The 20,926-nt window shown below is 36.7% G+C and carries 21 protein-coding genes and 5 tRNA genes; 20 read left to right on the top strand and 6 right to left on the bottom strand.

The window, feature by feature from the left end; all coding sequences use genetic code 11:
• Window positions 1–16 precede the first annotated feature (16 nt).
• From OQX64_RS10685 to OQX64_RS10665, 5 genes are all read right to left on the bottom strand, one after another.
• Window positions 17–328, bottom strand: coding sequence for a hypothetical protein (locus OQX64_RS10685; protein ID WP_265818757.1), 312 nt, complete (start codon window positions 326–328; stop codon window positions 17–19).
• 164 nt (window positions 329–492) lie between these two features.
• Complete coding sequence (locus OQX64_RS10680) at window positions 493–768, bottom strand: hypothetical protein (RefSeq protein WP_140418714.1); 276 nt, start codon at window positions 766–768, stop codon at window positions 493–495.
• A 115-nt stretch (window positions 769–883) separates the two neighbouring features.
• On the bottom strand, window positions 884–2,041 hold the full coding sequence (locus OQX64_RS10675) for a hypothetical protein (protein ID WP_265818756.1): 1,158 nt from the start codon (window positions 2,039–2,041) through the stop codon (window positions 884–886).
• Between the two features lie 175 nt (window positions 2,042–2,216).
• A complete protein-coding gene (locus OQX64_RS10670; RefSeq protein ID WP_265818755.1) occupies window positions 2,217–3,029 on the bottom strand; it encodes a 1-acyl-sn-glycerol-3-phosphate acyltransferase in 813 nt (270 codons plus the stop codon).
• A 330-nt stretch (window positions 3,030–3,359) separates the two neighbouring features.
• Complete coding sequence (locus OQX64_RS10665; protein WP_088302938.1) at window positions 3,360–5,111, bottom strand: lysophospholipid acyltransferase family protein; 1,752 nt, start codon at window positions 5,109–5,111, stop codon at window positions 3,360–3,362.
• A 96-nt stretch (window positions 5,112–5,207) separates the two neighbouring features.
• Between OQX64_RS10665 and OQX64_RS10660 the strand changes: the two genes are divergently transcribed.
• Both OQX64_RS10660 and OQX64_RS10655 read left to right on the top strand, forming a co-directional pair.
• Window positions 5,208–6,107: a ComEA family DNA-binding protein gene (locus OQX64_RS10660; RefSeq protein ID WP_265818754.1), complete on the top strand. Its 900-nt coding sequence runs from the start codon at window positions 5,208–5,210 to the stop codon at window positions 6,105–6,107.
• A gap of 267 nt (window positions 6,108–6,374) precedes the next feature.
• Window positions 6,375–7,529 (top strand): acyl-CoA dehydrogenase family protein, encoded by a 1,155-nt coding sequence (locus OQX64_RS10655; protein ID WP_088302936.1) that lies wholly within the window; start codon window positions 6,375–6,377, stop codon window positions 7,527–7,529.
• A gap of 187 nt (window positions 7,530–7,716) precedes the next feature.
• Here OQX64_RS10655 and OQX64_RS10650 read toward each other — a convergent pair whose 3' ends face one another.
• The gene (locus tag OQX64_RS10650; RefSeq protein WP_265818753.1) at window positions 7,717–8,103 is read right to left on the bottom strand and encodes a hypothetical protein; all 387 of its coding nucleotides are present in this window, start codon (window positions 8,101–8,103) and stop codon (window positions 7,717–7,719) included.
• A 169-nt stretch (window positions 8,104–8,272) separates the two neighbouring features.
• Here OQX64_RS10650 and rpsU point away from each other — a divergent pair, with 169 nt between their 5' ends.
• The 18 genes from rpsU (at window position 8,273) to rpoB (ending at window position 20,847) form a co-directional block, all read left to right on the top strand.
• Window positions 8,273–8,467 (top strand): 30S ribosomal protein S21, encoded by a 195-nt coding sequence (gene rpsU, locus OQX64_RS10645; RefSeq protein ID WP_010601088.1) that lies wholly within the window; start codon window positions 8,273–8,275, stop codon window positions 8,465–8,467.
• Between the two features lie 157 nt (window positions 8,468–8,624).
• Window positions 8,625–9,509, top strand: coding sequence for a tyrosine-type recombinase/integrase (locus OQX64_RS10640; RefSeq protein ID WP_265818752.1), 885 nt, complete (start codon window positions 8,625–8,627; stop codon window positions 9,507–9,509).
• 14 nt (window positions 9,510–9,523) lie between these two features.
• Window positions 9,524–9,871, top strand: coding sequence for a ribosome hibernation-promoting factor, HPF/YfiA family (gene hpf / locus OQX64_RS10635; protein WP_088302933.1), 348 nt, complete (start codon window positions 9,524–9,526; stop codon window positions 9,869–9,871).
• Between the two features lie 230 nt (window positions 9,872–10,101).
• Window positions 10,102–10,174: transfer RNA gene (locus OQX64_RS10630), tRNA-Thr, on the top strand.
• A gap of 37 nt (window positions 10,175–10,211) precedes the next feature.
• Window positions 10,212–10,294 (top strand) — tRNA-Tyr (locus OQX64_RS10625).
• Between the two features lie 89 nt (window positions 10,295–10,383).
• A tRNA-Gly gene (locus tag OQX64_RS10620) sits at window positions 10,384–10,456 on the top strand.
• 77 nt (window positions 10,457–10,533) lie between these two features.
• A tRNA-Thr gene (locus OQX64_RS10615) sits at window positions 10,534–10,605 on the top strand.
• A 119-nt stretch (window positions 10,606–10,724) separates the two neighbouring features.
• Entirely contained in the window at window positions 10,725–11,912 is a 1,188-nt protein-coding gene (gene tuf, locus OQX64_RS10610; RefSeq protein WP_029283239.1) for an elongation factor Tu, read from the top strand.
• A 56-nt stretch (window positions 11,913–11,968) separates the two neighbouring features.
• A tRNA-Trp gene (locus OQX64_RS10605) sits at window positions 11,969–12,039 on the top strand.
• A 109-nt stretch (window positions 12,040–12,148) separates the two neighbouring features.
• Entirely contained in the window at window positions 12,149–12,346 is a 198-nt protein-coding gene (gene secE, locus OQX64_RS10600) for a preprotein translocase subunit SecE (protein ID WP_010601092.1), read from the top strand.
• 9 nt (window positions 12,347–12,355) lie between these two features.
• A complete protein-coding gene (nusG, locus tag OQX64_RS10595; RefSeq protein ID WP_029283241.1) occupies window positions 12,356–12,895 on the top strand; it encodes a transcription termination/antitermination protein NusG in 540 nt (179 codons plus the stop codon).
• 119 nt (window positions 12,896–13,014) lie between these two features.
• Entirely contained in the window at window positions 13,015–14,145 is a 1,131-nt protein-coding gene (locus OQX64_RS10590; RefSeq protein WP_265818751.1) for a hypothetical protein, read from the top strand.
• Window positions 14,142–14,606 carry a hypothetical protein gene (locus OQX64_RS10585; RefSeq protein ID WP_088302930.1) on the top strand — a complete coding sequence of 155 codons (465 nt, stop codon included), beginning with the start codon at window positions 14,142–14,144 and terminating at the stop codon, window positions 14,604–14,606. Before OQX64_RS10590 ends, OQX64_RS10585 begins: the two co-directional genes overlap by 4 nt.
• A 151-nt stretch (window positions 14,607–14,757) precedes the next feature.
• Entirely contained in the window at window positions 14,758–15,201 is a 444-nt protein-coding gene (gene rplK, locus OQX64_RS10580) for a 50S ribosomal protein L11 (protein WP_010601094.1), read from the top strand.
• A 20-nt stretch (window positions 15,202–15,221) separates the two neighbouring features.
• The gene (rplA, locus tag OQX64_RS10575; protein WP_029283242.1) at window positions 15,222–15,920 is read left to right on the top strand and encodes a 50S ribosomal protein L1; all 699 of its coding nucleotides are present in this window, start codon (window positions 15,222–15,224) and stop codon (window positions 15,918–15,920) included.
• A gap of 2 nt (window positions 15,921–15,922) precedes the next feature.
• Window positions 15,923–16,444 carry a 50S ribosomal protein L10 gene (gene rplJ, locus OQX64_RS10570; RefSeq protein WP_088302929.1) on the top strand — a complete coding sequence of 174 codons (522 nt, stop codon included), beginning with the start codon at window positions 15,923–15,925 and terminating at the stop codon, window positions 16,442–16,444.
• A gap of 64 nt (window positions 16,445–16,508) precedes the next feature.
• The gene (gene rplL / locus OQX64_RS10565) at window positions 16,509–16,886 is read left to right on the top strand and encodes a 50S ribosomal protein L7/L12 (protein ID WP_029279312.1); all 378 of its coding nucleotides are present in this window, start codon (window positions 16,509–16,511) and stop codon (window positions 16,884–16,886) included.
• 157 nt (window positions 16,887–17,043) lie between these two features.
• The gene (gene rpoB / locus OQX64_RS10560) at window positions 17,044–20,847 is read left to right on the top strand and encodes a DNA-directed RNA polymerase subunit beta (RefSeq protein ID WP_088302928.1); all 3,804 of its coding nucleotides are present in this window, start codon (window positions 17,044–17,046) and stop codon (window positions 20,845–20,847) included.
• The last annotated feature ends 79 nt before the right edge of the window (window positions 20,848–20,926 follow it).

The following is a 20,926-nucleotide window of genomic DNA, read 5'->3' as shown; positions in this document are numbered from 1 at the left end:
ACCAGCAGGGCATTTTTTATGCTTTTAATTCCGGCGCTTCCACTACCGGCGTTTTTATTTTTTTTGCTATGGCGGGCTTAACCGCTTTTTCTTTCACTACAACAGCTACTTCTTCTTTTATAAATGGTTCGATCGAATCATCTGCAGGTTTCAGGTTGATTTTTTTTGAAAGACGTTTGGCGAATTTCTCTATTACCTGCTCCGTTTTCTTTGCCTTTCCAAACTGCGCCAGAACCTCGTTAAATGCTGTTGTTAGTTTATTTTCTATTTCTTTACGTACTTTCTTGTTTGCCGAAATATTCTTCGACTTAGATTTGTGCTTTTTCATTTAACTTAATTAGGATTTATGCAAAGATAAAATATCGCTAAGTTAAATTAACATTATGATTATGTTAACAAAACTAACTGAAGTTAACATGTAAAATATTTACTAAAGATTACTGAAAACCATTTATCGGCTCAGCATTAATACAAGAAAATGCGAAAAAATAATTAAAACCTGGTCCCTTCAGCTATACTGCCACCTAAATCCATCGTATTTTGAAAGGCGTCTAAATATCCTAATAAATGCCTTTCGGCAGTGGCATACGAGGTAAATGTAGAATTTGGAATATTTGCATCTGCACTACTATTGTTTTTAAAATGCAAACTGATCTGAAAAGTAAAGCTATTTTCATCATTCACTGGTGACATAATTCTTGCCTTAACCGGATGTTCATGGATGAGGACAAAAAACTCTTTTAGTATGTTATATATAATAGCCGACATTGCAATTAATTTAAGTAAGGGCTAAAGTAGATTAAAAGGCGAACAGTTCAGTCTTCTTAGCAATAAGATAACTTTGAGTTAACATAAAATTAAAGTTAATTTTATGTTGGTCTGCTTAATTAGCAGTTCTTTTTGGTTCATAAGCATATACAATTTCATATTTGCTATGCTTCAGACTGGAGGAAATCTGTCCGATTTTTAAATCCCGAATTTGTGGTGTAGGTTCACAAAATGAATACTGCCGGCCATTATAGGTAAGGGTATTGCCCACAGGCTTATCCAGGTTTACAGCAATGGTTAAATGTTCAGGATAAAGTACGGCCACCATGGGTAAGTTATAGATCTCTTTAACCAGGTAAAAGAAAAGGGCAGCCCGGTCATCACAATCACTGTATTGACTTAGCAGGGTTTGTTCGGGGGCATTGCGTTTCTCCTTGCCTAAATTTTCTCCGTCATCTTCATATAAAAATGCATAACGGGTAAAACGCATCAGGTAATCGATGCCGTTTTTTTGATCCATTTTCTTTAGGTTTTCCTTTAAAGTAGGAATTAAAGAGCTATAGGTTTCTCTGCTTAACGGGATGTTAAAGTAACTTTCAAAATCTACGACGGGGTAATTCTTGAAAATGTTTTGTACTTCTTTGTTTACTTTTAATTTAAAGTGATAATTTTTTTGCCTGTAATTAAATTCGATGTTCTTATCCTCATAACCTTCCGGCTTGAAATCAGGCATCCGGGTTACTTTATATGAAAACTGATTTTTTGCTTCAGGGATTGCAATATCTATTGGTTTATAGGCATCAGCCTGTTTAAATAATTTCCCATAATCATGATAGTTTAAACACATATATTTTTTACGGTCGATCATAAAAAAAGGAATGTCACTGATGTCTTCCTCATTCCTGATATAAAATATTACCTGATTATTTCCTGTAGCCAACCGGGCGTCATAACCACATTTATTTAAAATAAACCATTTATATAATGTATAACGAAAATAGTTCTCTGATTTAGGACTGATTTGCTCAGCCACTTTACGGATGAGCTGGTAATAAATCCAGTCATTCAGGTGATGTTTCTCCTGGTAAGATTTAAGATTAGAAATTAAATCATCATAATGGGCTGTGGCTATCCTGGCGTAAAACTGCTTTACTTCGCCTGCTGAAGCCATTTCAGAAACAGGTATAGATAAAGAAGAATCGGCATTGAAATTAAAGGTGCCCTCATAAAAATCGAAAGAATAGTTTTGTCCCTTTACCGTAACGAGATTCATCGCAAGGCAAATGAACAAAAAGGTCCTTATAAAATATGTTGATATCCCGCTTTTCAAACCGCTCCATATTTGGTTATATTGAATTTACACATAATTAACCTAAAAGCAATAATTTCTTTATGTTAAACTGTTAGGCGAACTTAATAAGAAATTAATATAGGAATAGTTCAAGCATTTATTTATTCCCTTTTAAGGAATAAAGGCTGTTTCTAAGGTAATTTAATAATGAATGATTGCAATTTTTATAATCAATATCAATGAGTTTAATTGGTTTACCGATGCTGATTTTTAATTGATGCCCGTTTTTATTAAATAATTCAGAGATGAGTTTAGCCGTTTGTAATGATGGATGGATTAATTTCAACAAGCTAAAGAAAATTCCATTATTACCATGAAAATAGATCGGTAAAACAGGAACATTTGCCTTCGAAATAATTTTGCCTACTACCGGATGCCATTCCTTGTCTGTAATTTGATTTTTTCTGAATTTATACGAAGAAACTTCACCTGCTGGAAAAATAGCCACCGGACTTCCATCTTTCAGCACTTTCAACGTTATTTTTAATCCGCTGATACTTGATGAATCCTGCACTTTTTCAAATGGATTAACAGCGATGATACATTTTTCCAGATTAGGAATTTTCTTTAGCAAAAAATTACCCATAAACATGGTGTCAGGGCGATGATTGGCAAGGGTACTTAATAAGGCTAAAGATTCTATCGCACCATATGGATGGTTTGCAATAGCAATAAAAGCACCATCCTTTGGGATATGCGCTAAATCTTCGTCACTCATTTGAATGCTTACCCCTAAAACATTTAGCACATGTTTAGCAAATTTTTCTCCTTCTAAAGAATTTGCATCCCTGATCATTCCATTGAAATTATTAATTTTCAAGAACCACATTAAAAAGGAAGCAAGACCCGGAATAGGAACATTGCAAATGCCAGTTGCCTTAGCGAAATTTTCTTTTGAAATTACGTTCATGAATTACAGTACAAAGTTTATTCAATTTGAAAACCAGATCTATAAAAATGATTTTTAATTTGAGCCATATAGAGGAAAAGAAACCCGTTATACTGATTAATAACTGGTTTAATCTAGCTCATGTAGCGTGATTAAAGATAGGAGAATAAGTGGGGTGATCAGGTTAATTCTTTGATAAGAAATTAATACAGCATATTTAATAAATAACATTTCATTAATACCAATTTAACAAGCCAGCTATACTTTTGTGATATAAATATTTGGTTAGTATTTATAAAGTTTAGGTTAGTTGATAATAAAAAACCCAGATGGATGTCTGGGTTTTTTATTTTATAAATTCTTTCCAAGCTTTTCAATCATCTCGGGTGGGATGTTATGTGTATCAACCACCAGGAAGCCATCTAAACAATCTGAAAATTTAGGATCAATATTAAAGGAGATAATTTTTGCATTTAAATTCATGTATTGCCTTAACAAAACCGGAATTTTAATGTGTGAATTTTCAATGTCGCCAATTATACTATCCAGGTCTTTAAAAGATTCGCTGCTATCCACCAAAGTGTCTGTAGAAATAGGTAAAAGATCTGCTTTAAATTTATTCCTGGGTTTTACATATTTGGCCATTTCATAATCGAAATGATTTTTAGTAATGTAATCCACAATCAAAGCTTTACTAAATTTAGAAAAGTTGTTGCTGATACTTACCGGACCAAACATATAACGGTATTGCGGATTATCCAGCAGGTATTTTAAAATCCCCTTCCATAACAAAAAGAGGGGCAGGGGTTTGCCCTGGTATTCTTTTCTGATCCAGGATCTGCCCAGTTCAATACCCTGTTTCAGCATGGGATAAAACTGATCTTTTATTTTAAAAAGCTCAGAAAGGTAAAAACCCCGGCGACCCATGCTTTCTAAAATCTCATCGCCTTTGCCAATACGATAGGCACCAACAATATTTTCTAAATCGCGGTCCCAGATAAATAAGTGATTGTAATAGATATCATAGTTATCGAGATCTATTTTTTTGTTTGTCCCTTCTCCAACTTCGCGGAAAGTAATTTCCCTTAAACGCCCGATTTCCCTTAAAATATTGGGGATTTTAAGTGTAGGCACAATATAAACTTCATAATTTTTTTCAGTCCATACTTTAAAATCCTCAAGTGTTTCCACTTCGGCTTTAATTAAAACCCTGGAAGTTTCTTCGATCACTTCAGCAGGTTTCTTTCTAATTTTAAAAAGGTTGAGCGGATTAAAAAGTTTCTTTTCTGTATCTAACCCGATGCCCAGTGCATAAGTACGGGCCCTTAAAAAATCCATCAACTTATTGCTGCTGTTCATATGTGATACTTCAGCCGGCGCAATTGGTTTTCCGATTCTTACCTTAATGGTTAAACCTTGTTTATTTAAAAATTCTGATGGGAGCTTCGCTGTTCTTAAAGTAGGATGAATGAAACTCAGGATATTAAATAGGACACCGTTATTGCCATGAAAATAGATGGGAACAACCGGAACCTTTGCTTTCGCAATCAGTTTTCCAACCACAGGATGCCACATTCTATCGGTAACCTGCTGGGCATCCAGTTTAAAAGTTGATACTTCGCCGGCAGGAAAAATGCCGATTGGTGTGCCGCTTCTCAGTAAATCAAAAGTGGTTTTTAGTCCGCTGATACTTGATGAATGCTGTACATTTTCGAAAGGATTAACTGCAACGAAAAATTCATCGAGATTAGGGATCTTTTTTAAAATAAAATTAACCATAACCTTTGCATCAGGCCGAACGGTACATAACAATTTAACGAGTGCAAGCCCTTCCACACCGCCATAAGGGTGATTGGCAATGGCAATAAATGGTCCTGTTTTTGGAATGCAGTTTAAGTCATCTTCATCAAACTCAATGGCCACACCAATAGTTTCCAATATTTTATCTACAAATTCTAGTCCTTTAAAATGTTGATTTTGAGCAAAAACATCGTTAATGTCATTCAGTTTCATGAGTTCCATCATTAAGCCTGCTAAACCCGGCACACCGAGCTTATCGATCTTAGTTGCTTTGGCAAACTCAGATGTAGTTATGATCTTCATATAAAATATAGGTAGTTGACAGGCAAAATCCAAATTGTTTTGCGATCCCAAAAATAAGATTTATATTCAAATAAAAATGTCATAACATCAATCATCATGAGAATTTGGCTGAATAAGTATTTCGGTTTTAGTAAAAGCGAATTTAACGGATTGCTTTTTTTGCTGTTAATTTTATGCCTTATTAAAAGCATACCTTATATATATGATTATTTTAAACCGGTTGAAAAAGATCATCCCGGCCTGCTTGCACAGCTTCAGAAAATTAAACTAACCGAAGACAAAAAAATTGATGCCGGTAAATATGCGAATGGCGTTGAATGGAAAAAACGAAAGGAAAACCTCTTTAATTTTGATCCGAATACACTAAGTACGGATGGTTGGCAAAGCTTAGGTTTGTCGCTGAAACAGGCGAAATCTATTGTTAATTATACCCAAAAGGGCGGGAAGTTTTACAAACCGGAAGATTTACAGAAAATGTATGTCATTTCGCCGGAGCGATATGCCAAACTCCTTCCCTTCGTTCAGATAAAAAAAAATGCTGTCGCTGATTTGCAAAAGAATATGGTTGACGAAAGAAAGGCATACGTGAAAAAGCCATTACAAACTATTGATATCAATACGGCTGATTCGGCCCAACTGGATGAGATTAAAGGTATCGGTGGCGTATTTGCCACGCGGATTTTAAAGTATCGGGAACGATTGGGCGGTTTCCATAAAAAGGAACAGCTTCTGGAAATATACGGCCTGGATTCTATTAAATACAATGAAATTAAAGATCAGGTTTCATTAAGCCGTATTGCTTTAAAAGTGGTCAATATCAATACAGCACAATTTAATGACTTAAAAACAAATCCATACCTTTCCTATAGGCAGATTAATGCCATCATTCAATACCGAAAGCAACATGGCGACTATACTGATATCTCCGATTTAAAAAAGATTGCGATTCTGAATCAAAAGGTAATTGATCAGATCACACCTTATCTATCCTTTTAATTTTTTGAATTTTGGGGATTAAAATCCTGTAAAACCAAAAAGCAGGTTTCAGATTTTATTTACCTGAACCCTGGATTTATCAGCTTATTTAGCCCGGGTTGTAAAATAATTAAAAAAACTTTTCCGCTTAATTTCAAGCTTTAAAATTCATCAATAAACAAATTGTACTAAATACCATTTCATTATGTAACAGCACAAATATTTAATGGTATTTAACCATCAGATATTTGTTTATCATTGCTGTAAACTAACTTAAATATAAACTCAATGAGTGTAAGCTTTAATTTTTCAGAGACAGAAACGCAGCAAAGTGTGAAGGCGATGGTTCGCGATTTTGCAGAGAAGAATATTCGCCCAAATATTATGGAATGGGATGAAGCGCAACACTTTCCCGTAGCGCTTTTTAAACAGCTTGGCGATTTAGGGTTAATGGGCGTTTTGGTTCCGGAAGAATACGGTGGTTCAGGTTTGGGCTACCAGGAATATGTAGATGTGATTGTAGAGGTGGCCAGGGTTTGTGGTTCTATCGGTTTATCATTGGCGGCACATAATTCACTTTGTACCGGTCATATTATGGCTTTTGCAAATGAAGAACAGAAACAAAAGTGGCTGCCAAAATTGGCTACCGCTGAATGGATTGGTGCCTGGGGGCTAACCGAGGCCAACACGGGTTCTGATGCCTTACGAATGATGACTACTGCCGTAGAAGATGGTGACGATTACATTATAAATGGTGCGAAAAACTGGATTACCCATGGAAAAAGCGGAGATATTGCGGTGGTGATGGTGAGAACGGGTGAGCAGGGAAGTTCAAAAGGAATTTCCGCCATTGTAGTGGAGCGTGGTACACCGGGTTTTTCTGCCGGGAAAAAAGAAAATAAACTGGGCATGCGGGCATCAGAAACCACAGAAATGATTTTCGATAACTGCAGGGTGCCTAAAGCCAATCTTTTAGGTCATGTGGGAGAAGGTTTTAAACAAGCCATGAAAGTTTTAGATGGCGGAAGAATTTCGATTGCCGCCTTGGCTTTAGGAATTGCAAAAGGTGCTTTTGATGCGGCCGTAGATTACTCCAAGCAACGTCAACAATTTGGTCAGCCGATCTCCAGCTTTCAGGCGATTAGTTTTAAACTTGCTGATATGGCTACAGAGATTGAAGCAGCCGAGTTATTGATCCGGCAGGCAGCAGATTTAAAGAACAGGCATTTACCCATGACAAAGGAATCGGCGATGGCGAAATATTTTGCCTCAGAAGTTTCGGTAAGAGTGGCAACAGAGGCGGTACAGATTTTTGGTGGTTACGGCTATACAAAAGATTTTCCGGTAGAGAAATTTTATCGCGACAGTAAATTATGTACGATAGGCGAGGGCACGTCAGAAATTCAGAAGATTGTAATCGCCAGGGAGATATTATCGAGGTAGAGGGTTTGAAGGTAGAAGGTTTAGGGCCATATAGTGAACCTTATCCCTAAGCCTTGCGCCTTAACCTTATTAAAAAGACCAAATATATAATACCTAATCCGGACGGTTTAATTACCTCCGGATTTTTTGTTTTTCTAAAACCAGGTTGCCTTCATCATGTTTTGAACTAAAGACTAAAGACTAAAGACTATTGCGGCATCTCTTTGGATGAGATGATTCGATCAACGACATATACACTGAAACCTCGCCAAGGCAATGTGTTTTTATATTCTTTATAGTGCAGTTCATAAAACTTGCCGCTATTGGCCATCATCTGGTTCGCGATTTCATCGTTTGATATGGAGAACTCAAATTCATTGTTTTGAAGGGTGCCCATCTGTTTGGACCGGATGCCGCTCTGGATGAGTTTTCCTTCATACGTTTTAAAGAGGTAACCTTTTTTAACTACATAGTTTAGCTCACCTGCCTTCACGCCTTCTCCAAAAACGAAAAAATAGCGATAGTAGCAAATGGCTGCAATTACAATTACCAGCAGAACTCCAACAATAACGATCACTTTTTTACCTGTTGTCATATATATCATGTATGTATAAATAAATGTAGTGAAACAAGGGAATAAATCACTGGCTAAAAAGAAATAAAATGTGATTAAAAATTTTCCTCATTATCAAATAATTACTTACATTTGCAACCCCGATAGGTAGGGGAAATTAAAAGACCACGAGAGGAGGTATTTCAGCGTTATGATCATTATCAACATTAAAGACGGCGAATCATTAGATAAAGCCCTTAAACGTTTCAAGAAAAAGTTTGAAAAAACTGGTGTGTTAAGAGAACTACGTAGCCGTCAGGCATACGAGAAGAAATCTGTAGCTCGTCGTACTGAAATTAAACATGCTGTTTACATTCAGAATATGAATCAAGACACAACTTCATAGTTGTTCAAGATATTTTTGTAAGAGCCTTTTGATGTTGCATCAAAAGGCTTTTTTTGTTTTATGTCCTTATTCATCATCTTATCTAAACAATTCATTAATCATTTCTTTATATCAAAACAATTTGTAACTTCATATTTATAGGCCTAAATGATGTGGAATGTTTATAGATAGTTTTATTACATATTTAACCCACGAGAAACGTTATTCCAAGCATACCGTTTCTTCCTACCTGGCTGATCTCAAACAGTTTGAATCTTATGTCAGCATCACATACCAGTTAACGGTTCCTGAAATAAAATATAGTCATCTCCGGAGTTTCATGGTGGAGTTAATGGAAGAGAAGAGATCAGAAACCACCATTAACAGAAAAATATCGGCCCTGAAAAGTTTTTATAAGTTTCTGGTAAGGGAGGGGAAGCTGGAGCAAAATCCCACGCTGCTGCTAAAAGCGCCGAAAATCCCAAAGCGGCTTCCTGTTTTTGTTGATGCGCAGAAAATGGATCAGCTGCTGGACTCTGAACATTATTTTGATGAAAGCTTTCCTTCTTTAAGGGATCACCTTGTGATAGAGCTACTTTTTGGCACGGGAATTCGTTTGTCTGAACTCCTATCACTGAAAGAAACAGATGTGGATGTTTATACAGGTACAATTAAAGTGTTGGGTAAACGGAATAAAGAAAGAATTATCCCTGTAAATAAACCGCTTATTAATCAGTTAAATACCTATATAGCACAAAAAAAGTTACAGGATTTTGATAACAATTTGTCAAACTTAATCGTTACCAATACAGGAGCTGCGGCTTATTCAAAATTAATATACCGCATTGTAACCTCATACCTAAACTACATATCCACCCATGAGAAAAGAAGTCCACACGTTCTGCGGCACAGTTACGCCACTTCTCTGTTAAATGCAGGAGCAGATTTAAATGCCATTAAAGAACTTTTGGGGCATGCCAGTTTAGCTGCAACCCAGGTTTACACACACAATTCAATCGAAAGATTAAAAACAATTTATAAACAAGCCCATCCAAAGGCATAAAAAAAGGAGGAAAAATGAAAATCGGAGTTCAATCAATCCACTTCAGTGCAGATAGTAAGTTGTTAGCGTTTATTCAGAAGAAAGCAAACAAGCTGGATCAGTTTTTTGACCAGATTATTAGCGGAGAAGTGTATTTAAAGCTAGAGAATGTAGAGGACGAGGCCAATAAAATCAGTGAGATTAAATTGATTGTGCCGGGGGGGACCCTCTTTGCTAAGGAACAATGTAAATCATTTGAAGAGGCTACCGATTTGGCAATTGAGTCGTTGAGGAAGCAGATTACGAAACACAAAGATAAAACGCGAGCAAAATTAAGTGAGCATAAAGCAATTTTAAGTGAAAGCGAAGCATCTGATTACTAAGTAAGTATTGCTTTAAAACATAAAATACAGAAATAGCGGACTAAAAAGTTCGCTATTTTTTTTCAAATTTATTTTGAACTGAAATATAAGTGTGTATATTTGCATTCCCTTTCGGAAACGGTGTTAAGCCAATCACAAAAGGGTTAGTTCTTTAAAAAGATAAACTTTTAAAAAAACACGTTAATAGTATGAAAAATGAAGATTTTTCGTATCATTGCACAAATTTAAAAGCCTCCTTAGCTCAGCTGGTAGAGCAACTGACTTGTAATCAGTAGGTCATTGGTTCGATTCCGATAGGAGGCTCTTTTTATTTTAAAGTGTTACATTTTAAGATAAAGTTGGGGAGATTCCAGAGCGGCCAAATGGGACAGACTGTAACTCTGTTATCGCAAGATTTCGAAGGTTCGAATCCTTCTCTCCCCACACCGAAAGGTTTGAATTTTGACTGAAAGATTGATAGAATGCTTGCCGTTCTTCATGGAGACATTCACTCATACAAGCATTTGGAAAAAGCGGAAGTAGCTCAGTTGGTAGAGCGATAGCCTTCCAAGCTATAGGTCGCGAGTTCGAACCTCGTCTTCCGCTCTTAAATAAGTTGAGTAGTTGGCAATTGGCGGTTTGCAGTTACTGTAACTGACGGCTGAAAACTGGGAACTAAATTAGCCGACTTAGCTCAGCGGTAGAGCACTTCCTTGGTAAGGAAGAGGTCATGGGTTCAATTCCCATAGTTGGCTCAGGTATAATAAAGCTTTGTTAAATCTGTTAAAGATACAGAAGAGGCAAGGTTTTTTGTGTTGGAAAAACAATAAATAAAAATAATAAAAAGTTAACCTACTAATTAGTTATAAATAAAATGGCAAAAGAAAAATTTGACCGCAGTAAACCGCACTTAAACATCGGTACAATCGGTCACGTCGATCACGGTAAAACAACTTTAACAGCAGCTATTACAAAAGTTTTGGCTGATGCAGGTTTATCTGAGGCACGTTCATTCGATTCAATTGACTCTGCTCCAGAGGAAAAAGAAAGAGGTATTACAATCAATACAGCTCACGTTGAGTATTCAACAGCTAACCGTCACTATGCACACGTTGACTGTCCAGGTCACGCGGATTACGTGAAAAACATGGTTACAGGTGCTGCTCAAATGGACGGTGCAATTATCGTTGTTGCTGCTACTGATGGTCCAATGCCACAAACCCGCGAGCACATCTTATTGGCTCGTCAGGTAGGTGTTCCTTCATTAGTTGTATTCATGAATAAAGTGGATATGGTTGATGATCCTGAATTATTAGAATTAGTTGAAATGGAAGTTCGTGAATTATTATCATTCTACGATTTCCCTGGAGATGATATTCCTGTAATCCAAGGTTCTGCATTAGGTGGATTAAACGGTGATGCTAAATGGGTGGAAAAAATTATGGAATTAATGGCTGCAGTTGATAGCTACATTCCAATTCCTCCACGTTTAACTGATCTTCCTTTCTTAATGCCTGTTGAAGATGTATTCTCAATTACTGGTCGTGGTACTGTTGCTACTGGTCGTATTGAGCGTGGTGTAATCAACTCCGGAGATCCGGTTGAGATCTTAGGTATGGGTGCTGAGAACTTAAAATCTACCGTAACTGGTGTAGAGATGTTCCGTAAAATTTTAGATTACGGTGAAGCTGGTGATAACGTAGGTTTATTATTACGTGGTATTGAGAAAACTGATATCCGTCGTGGTATGGTAATCTGTAAACCAGGTTCAGTAACTCCTCACACTGATTTCAAAGCTGAGATCTATGTATTATCAAAAGCAGAAGGTGGTCGTCACACGCCATTCTTCAACAAATATCGTCCTCAATTCTATTTCCGTACCACAGACGTAACTGGTGAGATTTCACTAGCTGAAGGAACTGAAATGGTAATGCCAGGTGATAACGTTACAATCACAGTTAAATTAATTAACGCGATTGCAATGGAAAAAGGTCTACGTTTCGCTATCCGTGAAGGTGGTAGAACAGTAGGTGCTGGTCAGGTAACTGAAATCTTAGCTTAATTTAAGCTAACAATAATATAAAAAGAGCTAGTTAAGGCTAGCTCTTTTTTATACACACGGGAATAGTTCAACGGTAGAATAGAGGTCTCCAAAACCTTTGATCAGGGTTCGAATCCTTGTTCCCGTGCTTAACATAATGATTGAGTTCTAGAATGAGTGAATGATTGAATTTGAAGGACAGCTTTCAAGACAATATCATTCACTCATTTACTCATTCTCTCATTCAATAATTTGATATGGCTAAAGTAGTTGAGTTTATAAAAGAATCATACGATGAAATGACCAGTAAGGTTACATGGCCTACCTGGGGCGAGTTGCAAAGCTCTGCGATTCTTGTTTTAGTAGCTTCTCTAATCATTGCATTGGTTATTTTTGCAATGGATAAGGGATCTACCTTTGTGTTAGATACTTTTTATAAATCACTTTCTAATTAATATTTACTAATGAGCGATCTAAAGTGGTACGTTGTAAGGGCGGTTAGCGGTAAAGAAAAGAAGGTAAAACAATACATTGATGCTGAGATCAGCCGTTTAGGTTTCTCTCATTTGGTTCCACAGGTGTTAATCCCTATGGAGAAATATTACCAGATGAAGGATGGTAAAAAGATTGCTAAAGAACGTAACTTTTATCCTGGTTATGTTTTAATCGAAGCAACATTAGATGGGGAGTTAGAGCACATCATTAAAGGGATTAATAGTGTGATTGGTTTCTTAGGTGATAAAGCTGGTAACCCAATCCCAATGCGCCAGGCAGAAGTAAACCGTATTTTAGGGGTGGTTGATGAAATGAGCGAACAGGGTGAAACCATGAATGTTCCTTATTATGTTGGTGAAGGTATTAAAGTTATGGATGGACCATTTAACGGTTTCTCTGGTGTGATTGAAGAAGTGAACGAAGAGAAGAAAAAATTAAAAGTGATGGTTAAGATTTTTGGTCGTAAAACGCCACTGGAACTTAACTATATGCAGGTAGAAAAAGAATAATAAGATTTACGATATAAAAAAATTAAACCTCCGGATTTATTTTCGGAGGTTTTTTTATGTAATTAGAGTTATTTATTTTTATTTAGATTAAATAAAAATGATAATTTTAAAAGAAAAATATGCATAGACATTATTTAAGCTTTAGAATAGTTTTAATTATAATTTGTTTTGCTTTTTATGGATGTAAAAAAGATGAAAATTATAAACAAGAAATTATCAGAAATTCAAAAGCAAAATTTTTAAAGGAATTTAAAAATTTGCATCACAGAAAAGATTATTTAGCAATTGTAGACTGGAACAATTACCGGTTAGTAGAAAATGCTTACAGCAAAATTTATATATTTTCATTTAATAATGAAAGTATTGGAGTAAATTCATATTATTATTACAGTGTTGATTCAGATAATAATATAAGTGCTTTTGTTCGTATTGCTACGGCTATACTCAATTATGATAATATTGTTGGAATAATAAAAACTAGGCCAGATAGTTTAGTCCAGATTTACTCGACAGGCAAGTTTGGAATCTCTACATTTAATGTTTCGGGTAAAAATGGTAGACTAATGTCATTGAACGGAGGTATTCGTGATAATAAGATTAGTTTAGGCGGTTGGGAAGGAATTTCTTACTGTAATAACTGTCATAATGGAATTCCTTTAAATGATGTAATTATAACTGCCCCTGGAAATCCTGATCCCACTTGGAATCCATTTCCCGTAGTACCTCCTGGGCCAGGAGGAGGTACAGGTAATACAAGTAGTGTAGGTAATTTTATTATAGATAAATCAACACAGGATAAATATCCTAAATTTACTGATTTAATAAAGAGACTAGAAAGTTTTGTAGCTAATGATAAAAAAGTTATGGATGCTTTAATAAAGTGGTCAGGCTATAATCGGGAACAAATATTAGAAAAAGTAAAATTTGGTCAAGGCCCAACAATTACTGTTAAAGAATTGACAGGGAAATATGGTTATTTTGATAGAGCAGAAAATCCTGATGTGATAAATATTGATGCAAGTTGGGTAAGAGGTTTAGAAACTGCTAATTTACTTGAAACACAGGAAGCGACAGGTTTTTTACTTGCAGTTACTGCTTTGCATGAATTTGTGCATCAGTCGCGTGCTGCGAATGGATTAGATCGCAATTATGAATATGGTTATGGCTTTGAACAGTCTGCTTTTGGTTTAATAATTGAAAACGATGGAGCGGCTCCTTATAATTATAGATTTAGACTTTATAAAAAATGAGAAAAATAATCATATTAGATATTTGTTTTTGTCTAATAACCATAATTCTTTACTGTTCATGTAAGAGGTATGAAACGAAAAGCATAAATAATAGAGATTCAGTTTTAATACTAAATGTAGCACTAAATCACATTTTAAAACAGAATGTCTTACCAAAAGAATATTATAGTCAGCCTTTACAACTTATTCAACCTAAAGGATTTAATAAAGATGTTAAAATAGTAGTCAATGGAAAAGAGTGTGTCATGCTGCCTGAGGGTACTAAAATCATGGATATTTTAAGTAGAAAAAGTATTTATAACCCTATTCCATTTACAGAGGTGATACAATTAGAACTTAAGAATGGGTTAATATACATGGAGATTATTTTCAGATCAACAGGACACGATTTTCAATTGAGAATAAAAAAGAAGGAAGACAGTGGTTTTGAGGTTATTGGAATAAATGAAAGAACTATCTAAGAATTAAAATATTATTTTACTTAATCTATTGTAGGACTGCAAGATTATCCATATCTTTGCAGTCCTTTAAGCTTTATAGGAGCTCGAAGGAATTAAATGTTACATGCTTCCAATATTTAACATTGAGTTTTAAATAAACAAAAAACACAAAATGGCAAAAGAAGTCAGTGCAATGATCAAATTACAGATCAAAGGCGGAGCGGCAAATCCATCGCCACCAGTAGGGCCTGCATTAGGTGCTAAAGGGGTGAACATTATGGAGTTTTGCAAACAGTACAACGCTCGTACCCAAGATAAAGCAGGTAAAGTATTGCCAGTTGTAATTACTGTTTATGCTGATAAGTCATTCGATTTCATCATCAAAACCCCTCCGGTAGCTATCCAGTTAAAAGATGCTACTAAATTACAGAGTGGTTCTGCTGAGCCTAACCGTAAGAAAGTTGGGTCGGTGACCTGGGACCAGATTAAAGTTATTGCTGAAGATAAAATGCCTGATTTAAATGCATTTACAATCGAATCTGCAATGAGTATGGTTGCTGGAACAGCACGCAGTATGGGAATCACCGTTTCTGGTGACGCACCCTGGAACAATTAATTAAAAAACAGTTTACAACAGTGGCGAAATTAACTAAAAATCAAAAAAAGGCACATGCTAAGATAGAAGCTGGTAAAGCTTATACTTTACAGGCTGCTGCTGCTTTGGTAAAAGAAATCACTACCACTAAGTTCGATGCATCAGTAGATATTGATGTATCTTTAGGTGTAGATCCGCGTAAAGCCAATCAAATGGTACGTGGGATTGCTACTTTACCACACGGAACAGGTAAAACTGTACGTGTTTTAGCTTTGGTAACTCCTGATAAGGAAGAAGAAGCAAAAGCAGCTGGCGCAGACTTCGTAGGTTTAGACGAGTATGTAGCTAAAATTGAAGGTGGTTGGACCGATGTAGACATTATTATCACGACACCAGCTTGTATGGCTAAGGTAGGTAAATTGGGCCGTGTTTTAGGTCCAAGGAACTTAATGCCTAATCCAAAATCAGGTACAGTAACTAACGATGTTGGTAAAGCTGTAACTGAAGTTAAAGCAGGTAAGATTGATTTTAAAGTAGACAAAACGGGTATCATACACGCCTCGATAGGAAAAGTATCATTCCCAGCAGACAAAATTTATGAGAATGCGCTTGAAATTATTCAGGTGATCTCTAAATTAAAACCATCTGCTGCAAAAGGAACTTATTTTAAAAGCATTCACGTGTCTTCTACAATGAGTCCTGGAATTGCAATTGAAACTAAATCAGTAGCGGGGATTTAATCATGAACAGAGAAGAAAAAAACGAAGTAGTTTTAGAACTACAAGGACAAATGCAAGAGTATGGCAATTTCTATATTGCTGATACCTCTAGCCTTTCTGTTGAGCAGATTAATAACATCCGCCGCAAATGTTTTGAAGATGATATCATCATGAAAGTTGCCAAGAACTCTTTAATCCGCAAAGCGATTGAAGGTTTAGATGGCGATGCTTCTGAGATATACGAAGCCCTTAAAGGTTCATCATCATTATTATTCTCAAAAACAGCAAACGCTCCGGCTAAGTTGATTAAAGCTTTGAGGAGAACATCTGATAAACCATTGCTTAAAGCAGCATTTATAGATTCATCAGTATACGTTGGCGATGACCAGTTGAATAACTTAGTAAGCTTAAAATCGAGAGAAGAGCTTATTGGCGATATCATTGGATTATTGCAATCACCAGCGAAAAATGTTGTATCTGCGCTTAAATCAAGTGGAGGCAAAATTGCAGGAATTGTTAAAACTCTTCAGGAAAGAGAAGGTTAACGAACACCTTAAGTTCGCAAATAAAACAAAATTATTTTACGTAAAAATTTAAAATCTTAATAAAATGGCAGATTTAAAATCGTTTGCTGAGCAATTAGTAAACTTAACCGTTAAAGAAGTTAACGAATTAGCTCAAATCTTAAAAGACGAGTATGGTATCGAGCCTGCAGCTGCTGCTGTAGTTGCTGGTCCTGCTGCTGGTGGTGATGCACCTGCTGCTGCTGCAGAAAAAACATCTTTTGATGTTATCTTAAAAGAAGCTGGTGGCGCTAAATTAGCAGTTGTTAAACTTGTAAAAGACTTAACTGGCCTTGGTTTGAAAGAAGCAAAAGACTTAGTTGATGGCGCACCAAAAGAATTAAAAGCTGGTGTTACTAAAGACGAAGCAGAAGCGCTTAAAAAACAATTAGAAGAAGCTGGAGCAGTAGTTGAAATTAAGTAATCACTTAATTTAGCTTAGCTAAAAATGTATTAGACACCGACTGAAAATGTCGGTGTCTTTACCTGTTTATAAACACCTCATTTTGTTTGGTTAATGAGAATGTTTCAAACCCGAACCAAGCAAATAGTTTATTCTTAAACTAAAATCTTTTAGTCCATTGGCAAAGACAGTCGAACAAAGAGTAAATTTTGCAACTAGTAAGCACATTATAGACTATCCGGATTTTCTGGATGTGCAATTGCAATCATTCAGAGAATTTTTCCAGATAGATACCACATCAGACGATCGCTCTAGCGAAGGTTTGTTTAAAGTGTTTGCTGAGAACTTTCCAATAACAGATTCAAGAAATATCTTCGTATTAGAATTTCTTGATTATTTTGTTGATCCGCCACGTTACGATATACACGAGTGTATTGAGCGTGGATTAACCTACAATGTTCCATTAAAAGCAAAGCTAAAGCTTTCTTGTAACGATGTTGAACATGAAGACTTTGAAACCATTATCCAGGATGTATATTTAGGTACCATCCCGTATATGACACCAAAAGGTACATTTGTGATTAACGGTGCTGAACGTGTAATCGTTTCGCAATTACACCGTTCTCCTGGTGTGTTTTTCGGCCAAAGCCGTCACACTAACGGAACCAAATTGTATTCTGCGCGTGTAATTCCTTTTAAAGGTTCATGGATCGAGTTTGCTACAGACGTAAATAACGTGATGTATGCTTATATCGATCGTAAGAAAAAATTCCCGGTTACCACTTTATTACGTGCCATCGGTTACGATTCTGATAAAGACATCTTAGAACTTTTTGATCTTGCTGACGAAGTAAAAGTTAGTAAATCAGGTTTAAAGAAATATATTGGTCGTAAACTGGCTGCTAGAGTTTTAAAGAAATGGGTCGAAGATTTTGTAGATGAAGATACAGGTGAGGTAGTTTCTATCGACCGTAATGAAGTGATTCTCGAAAGAGAAACCGTTCTTGAAGACGAACACATTGATATGGTAATTGAAGCGGGTGTAAAAACCATTATCCTTTCTAAGGAAGATGGTGCCAGCCAGGCCGATTATACCATTATTTATAATACATTACAAAAGGATACATCAAACTCAGAAAAAGAGGCTGTAGAAAACATCTATCGTGCTTTGCGTAACGCAGAACCACCTGATGAGGAAACTGCACGTGGTATCATTGACCGTTTATTCTTCTCGGATAAACGTTACGATTTAGGAGATGTGGGTCGTTACCGCATCAACCGTAAATTGAAAATGAATACTCCTGATGATGTAAAAGTATTAACAAAAGCGGATATTATCGCAATTGTTAAATACCTGATCAAACTGATCAACTCTAAAGAAGAAGTGGATGATATTGACCACTTATCTAACCGTCGTGTACGTACGGTAGGTGAGCAGTTGTACGCACAGTTCGGTGTTGGTTTAGCCCGTATGGCCAGAACCATCCGTGAGCGGATGAACATTCGCGATAACGAGGTGTTTACACCAACTGATTTGATTAACGCCCGTACGTTATCATCAGTAATCAACTCTTTCTTTGGTACCAATCAGTTATCTCAGTTCATGGATCAAACGAATCCATTGGCAGAGATTACACACAAACGTCGTTTATCAGCTTTAGGCCCAGGTGGTTTATCACGTGAAAGAGCTGGTTTCGAGGTACGTGACGTTCACTACACGCACTACGGTCGTTTATGTACAATTGAAACACCGGAGGGACCAAACATTGGTTTGATTTCATCACTTTGTGTGCATGCAAAAATCAATAACCTAGGTTTCATTGAAACACCATACAAACGTGTTGAAGATGGTAAAGTAGTTGTAGATTCAGACGTGATTTATTTATCTGCAGAAGATGAAGATGGTAAAACCATTGCTCAGGCGAATGCAGAATATGATGATAAAGGTAACTTCATTACACCACGCGTTAAAGCACGTTATGAGGGTGACTTCCCGATTATTGAGCCTGAGAAATTAGACTTGATGGATGTTGCGCCTAACCAGATTACTTCAATTGCTGCATCGTTGATTCCGTTCTTAGAACATGATGATGCGAACAGGGCTTTGATGGGATCGAACATGCAACGTCAGGCCGTACCATTGTTACGTCCTGAAGCACCGATTGTTGGTACAGGTTTGGAAGGTCGCGTTGCCCGTGACTCTAGAACGCTGATCAATGCAGAAGGCGACGGTGTGGTAGAATATGTAGATGCTAACGAAATCACCATTAAATATGAGCGTAACGAAGATGACCGTTTGGTTTCATTTGAAGGTGATAGCAAAACTTACCGTTTAATTAAGTTCAAAAAAACCAATCAGAATACTTGTATCAACTTAAAACCAATCGTTAAGAAAGGTCAGAAAGTAACTAAAGGTCAAGTGCTTTGCGAAGGATATGCCACTGAAAATGGTGAATTGGCATTAGGTAGAAACCTGAAAGTGGCTTTCATGCCTTGGCAAGGTTTCAACTTTGAGGATGCGATTGTAATCAATGAGCGTATTGTTCGTGATGACGTTTTCACTTCATTGCATATTGAAGAATTTGAATTAGAAGTACGTGATACTAAACGTGGAGAAGAGGAATTAACACCAGATATCCCGAACGTTTCTGAAGAGGCTACAAAAGACCTTGATGAAAATGGTATCATCCGTGTTGGTGCTGATGTAAAAGAAGGTGACATTTTAATTGGTAAGATTACGCCGAAAGGTGAATCTGATCCTTCACCGGAAGAGAAATTACTACGTGCAATCTTTGGTGATAAAGCAGGTGATGTGAAAGATGCATCTTTAAAAACGCCTCCTTCCATCCAGGGTGTAGTAATTGATACCAAATTATTCAGCCGTGCTAAGAAAACAACAAAAGCGGAAGAGAAATCAGCGATTGAAAAATTAGACAAAGATTATAATCAGATCACTGAGAAGTTAAAAGCAGAATTAGTTGACAAGTTATTCACCATTGTAAATGGAAAAACCTCACAGGGTGTATTCAACATTTACAAAGAATTATTGGTGGCTAAAGGCGCGAAATTTACACAGAAAATTTTAGCTGATCTTGAATTTGCACACATTAGCCCTAACAAATGGACTACTGATGATGACAAAAACGAGATGATTAAAATGTTGCTTCACAACTACGGTATCCGTGTGAATGAAGAACTTGGCGCTTACAAACGCGATAAATTTGCGATCAGTGTAGGTGATGAGCTTCCTTCAGGAATCGTACAGATGGCAAAAGTTTATGTGGCTAAGAAACGTAAATTAAAAGTAGGTGATAAGATGGCAGGTCGCCACGGTAACAAAGGTATTGTTGCACGTATTGTACGTGATGAGGATATGCCTTTCTTGGCCGATGGTACACCGGTTGATATTGTGTTGAACCCACTGGGTGTACCTTCACGTATGAACTTGGGTCAGATTTATGAAACTATTCTGGCATGGGCTGGTCAGGAATTGGGTGTGAAATTTGCTACGCCGATTTTTGATGGTGCAACCCATGATGAAGTAGAAGAGTGGATCGCTAAAGCAGGTGTTCCGGCTTCCGGAAAAACCTACTTATACAATGGTTTAACAGGTGAGCGCTTCGATCAGACGACCACAGTAGGTATTATTTATATGCTGAAACTTGGTCACATGGTTGATGATAAGATGCACGCCCGTTCAATCGGACCATATTCATTAATTACACAACAGCCATTGGGTGGTAAAGCTCAGTTTGGTGGTCAGCGTTTTGGTGAGATGGAGGTTTGGGCATTAGAGGCATTCGGTGCTGCTAATATTCTTCAGGAGATCTTAACCGTTAAATCGGATGATGTGATCGGAAGGGCCAAAACTTACGAAGCCATTGTTAAAGGTGAAAACCTGCCAACTCCAGGTGTACCGGAATCGTTTAACGTATTGGTACATGAGTTACGCGGTTTAGGTTTAGATATTACGTTAGACTAATTGAATGAAAGAATGAGTGAATGATTGAATGATGGGCAACTGTTATTCAATCATTCAATCACTCAATCCTTCGATCATT

Source organism: Pedobacter sp. GR22-10 (assembly GCF_026239715.1).
Lineage (GTDB): Bacteria > Bacteroidota > Bacteroidia > Sphingobacteriales > Sphingobacteriaceae > Pedobacter.
This window is presented reverse-complemented; position numbering and strand designations above follow the sequence as displayed.

Excerpts from the sequence above, each read along its gene's own strand:
- OQX64_RS10685 (WP_265818757.1), bottom strand. The coding sequence starts at position 328 with ATGAAAAAGCACAAATCTAAGTCGAAGAATATTTCGGCAAACAAGAAA.
- OQX64_RS10680 (WP_140418714.1), bottom strand. The coding sequence starts at position 768 with ATGTCGGCTATTATATATAACATACTAAAAGAGTTTTTTGTCCTCATC.
- OQX64_RS10675 (WP_265818756.1), bottom strand. The coding sequence starts at position 2,041 with ATGAATCTCGTTACGGTAAAGGGACAAAACTATTCTTTCGATTTTTAT.
- OQX64_RS10670 (WP_265818755.1), bottom strand. The coding sequence starts at position 3,029 with ATGAACGTAATTTCAAAAGAAAATTTCGCTAAGGCAACTGGCATTTGC.
- OQX64_RS10665 (WP_088302938.1), bottom strand. The coding sequence starts at position 5,111 with ATGAAGATCATAACTACATCTGAGTTTGCCAAAGCAACTAAGATCGAT.
- OQX64_RS10660 (WP_265818754.1), top strand. The coding sequence starts at position 5,208 with ATGAGAATTTGGCTGAATAAGTATTTCGGTTTTAGTAAAAGCGAATTT.
- OQX64_RS10655 (WP_088302936.1), top strand. The coding sequence starts at position 6,375 with ATGAGTGTAAGCTTTAATTTTTCAGAGACAGAAACGCAGCAAAGTGTG.
- OQX64_RS10650 (WP_265818753.1), bottom strand. The coding sequence starts at position 8,103 with ATGACAACAGGTAAAAAAGTGATCGTTATTGTTGGAGTTCTGCTGGTA.
- rpsU (WP_010601088.1), top strand. The coding sequence starts at position 8,273 with ATGATCATTATCAACATTAAAGACGGCGAATCATTAGATAAAGCCCTT.
- OQX64_RS10640 (WP_265818752.1), top strand. The coding sequence starts at position 8,625 with ATGTTTATAGATAGTTTTATTACATATTTAACCCACGAGAAACGTTAT.
- hpf (WP_088302933.1), top strand. The coding sequence starts at position 9,524 with ATGAAAATCGGAGTTCAATCAATCCACTTCAGTGCAGATAGTAAGTTG.
- tuf (WP_029283239.1), top strand. The coding sequence starts at position 10,725 with ATGGCAAAAGAAAAATTTGACCGCAGTAAACCGCACTTAAACATCGGT.
- secE (WP_010601092.1), top strand. The coding sequence starts at position 12,149 with ATGGCTAAAGTAGTTGAGTTTATAAAAGAATCATACGATGAAATGACC.
- nusG (WP_029283241.1), top strand. The coding sequence starts at position 12,356 with ATGAGCGATCTAAAGTGGTACGTTGTAAGGGCGGTTAGCGGTAAAGAA.
- OQX64_RS10590 (WP_265818751.1), top strand. The coding sequence starts at position 13,015 with ATGCATAGACATTATTTAAGCTTTAGAATAGTTTTAATTATAATTTGT.
- OQX64_RS10585 (WP_088302930.1), top strand. The coding sequence starts at position 14,142 with ATGAGAAAAATAATCATATTAGATATTTGTTTTTGTCTAATAACCATA.
- rplK (WP_010601094.1), top strand. The coding sequence starts at position 14,758 with ATGGCAAAAGAAGTCAGTGCAATGATCAAATTACAGATCAAAGGCGGA.
- rplJ (WP_088302929.1), top strand. The coding sequence starts at position 15,923 with ATGAACAGAGAAGAAAAAAACGAAGTAGTTTTAGAACTACAAGGACAA.
- rplL (WP_029279312.1), top strand. The coding sequence starts at position 16,509 with ATGGCAGATTTAAAATCGTTTGCTGAGCAATTAGTAAACTTAACCGTT.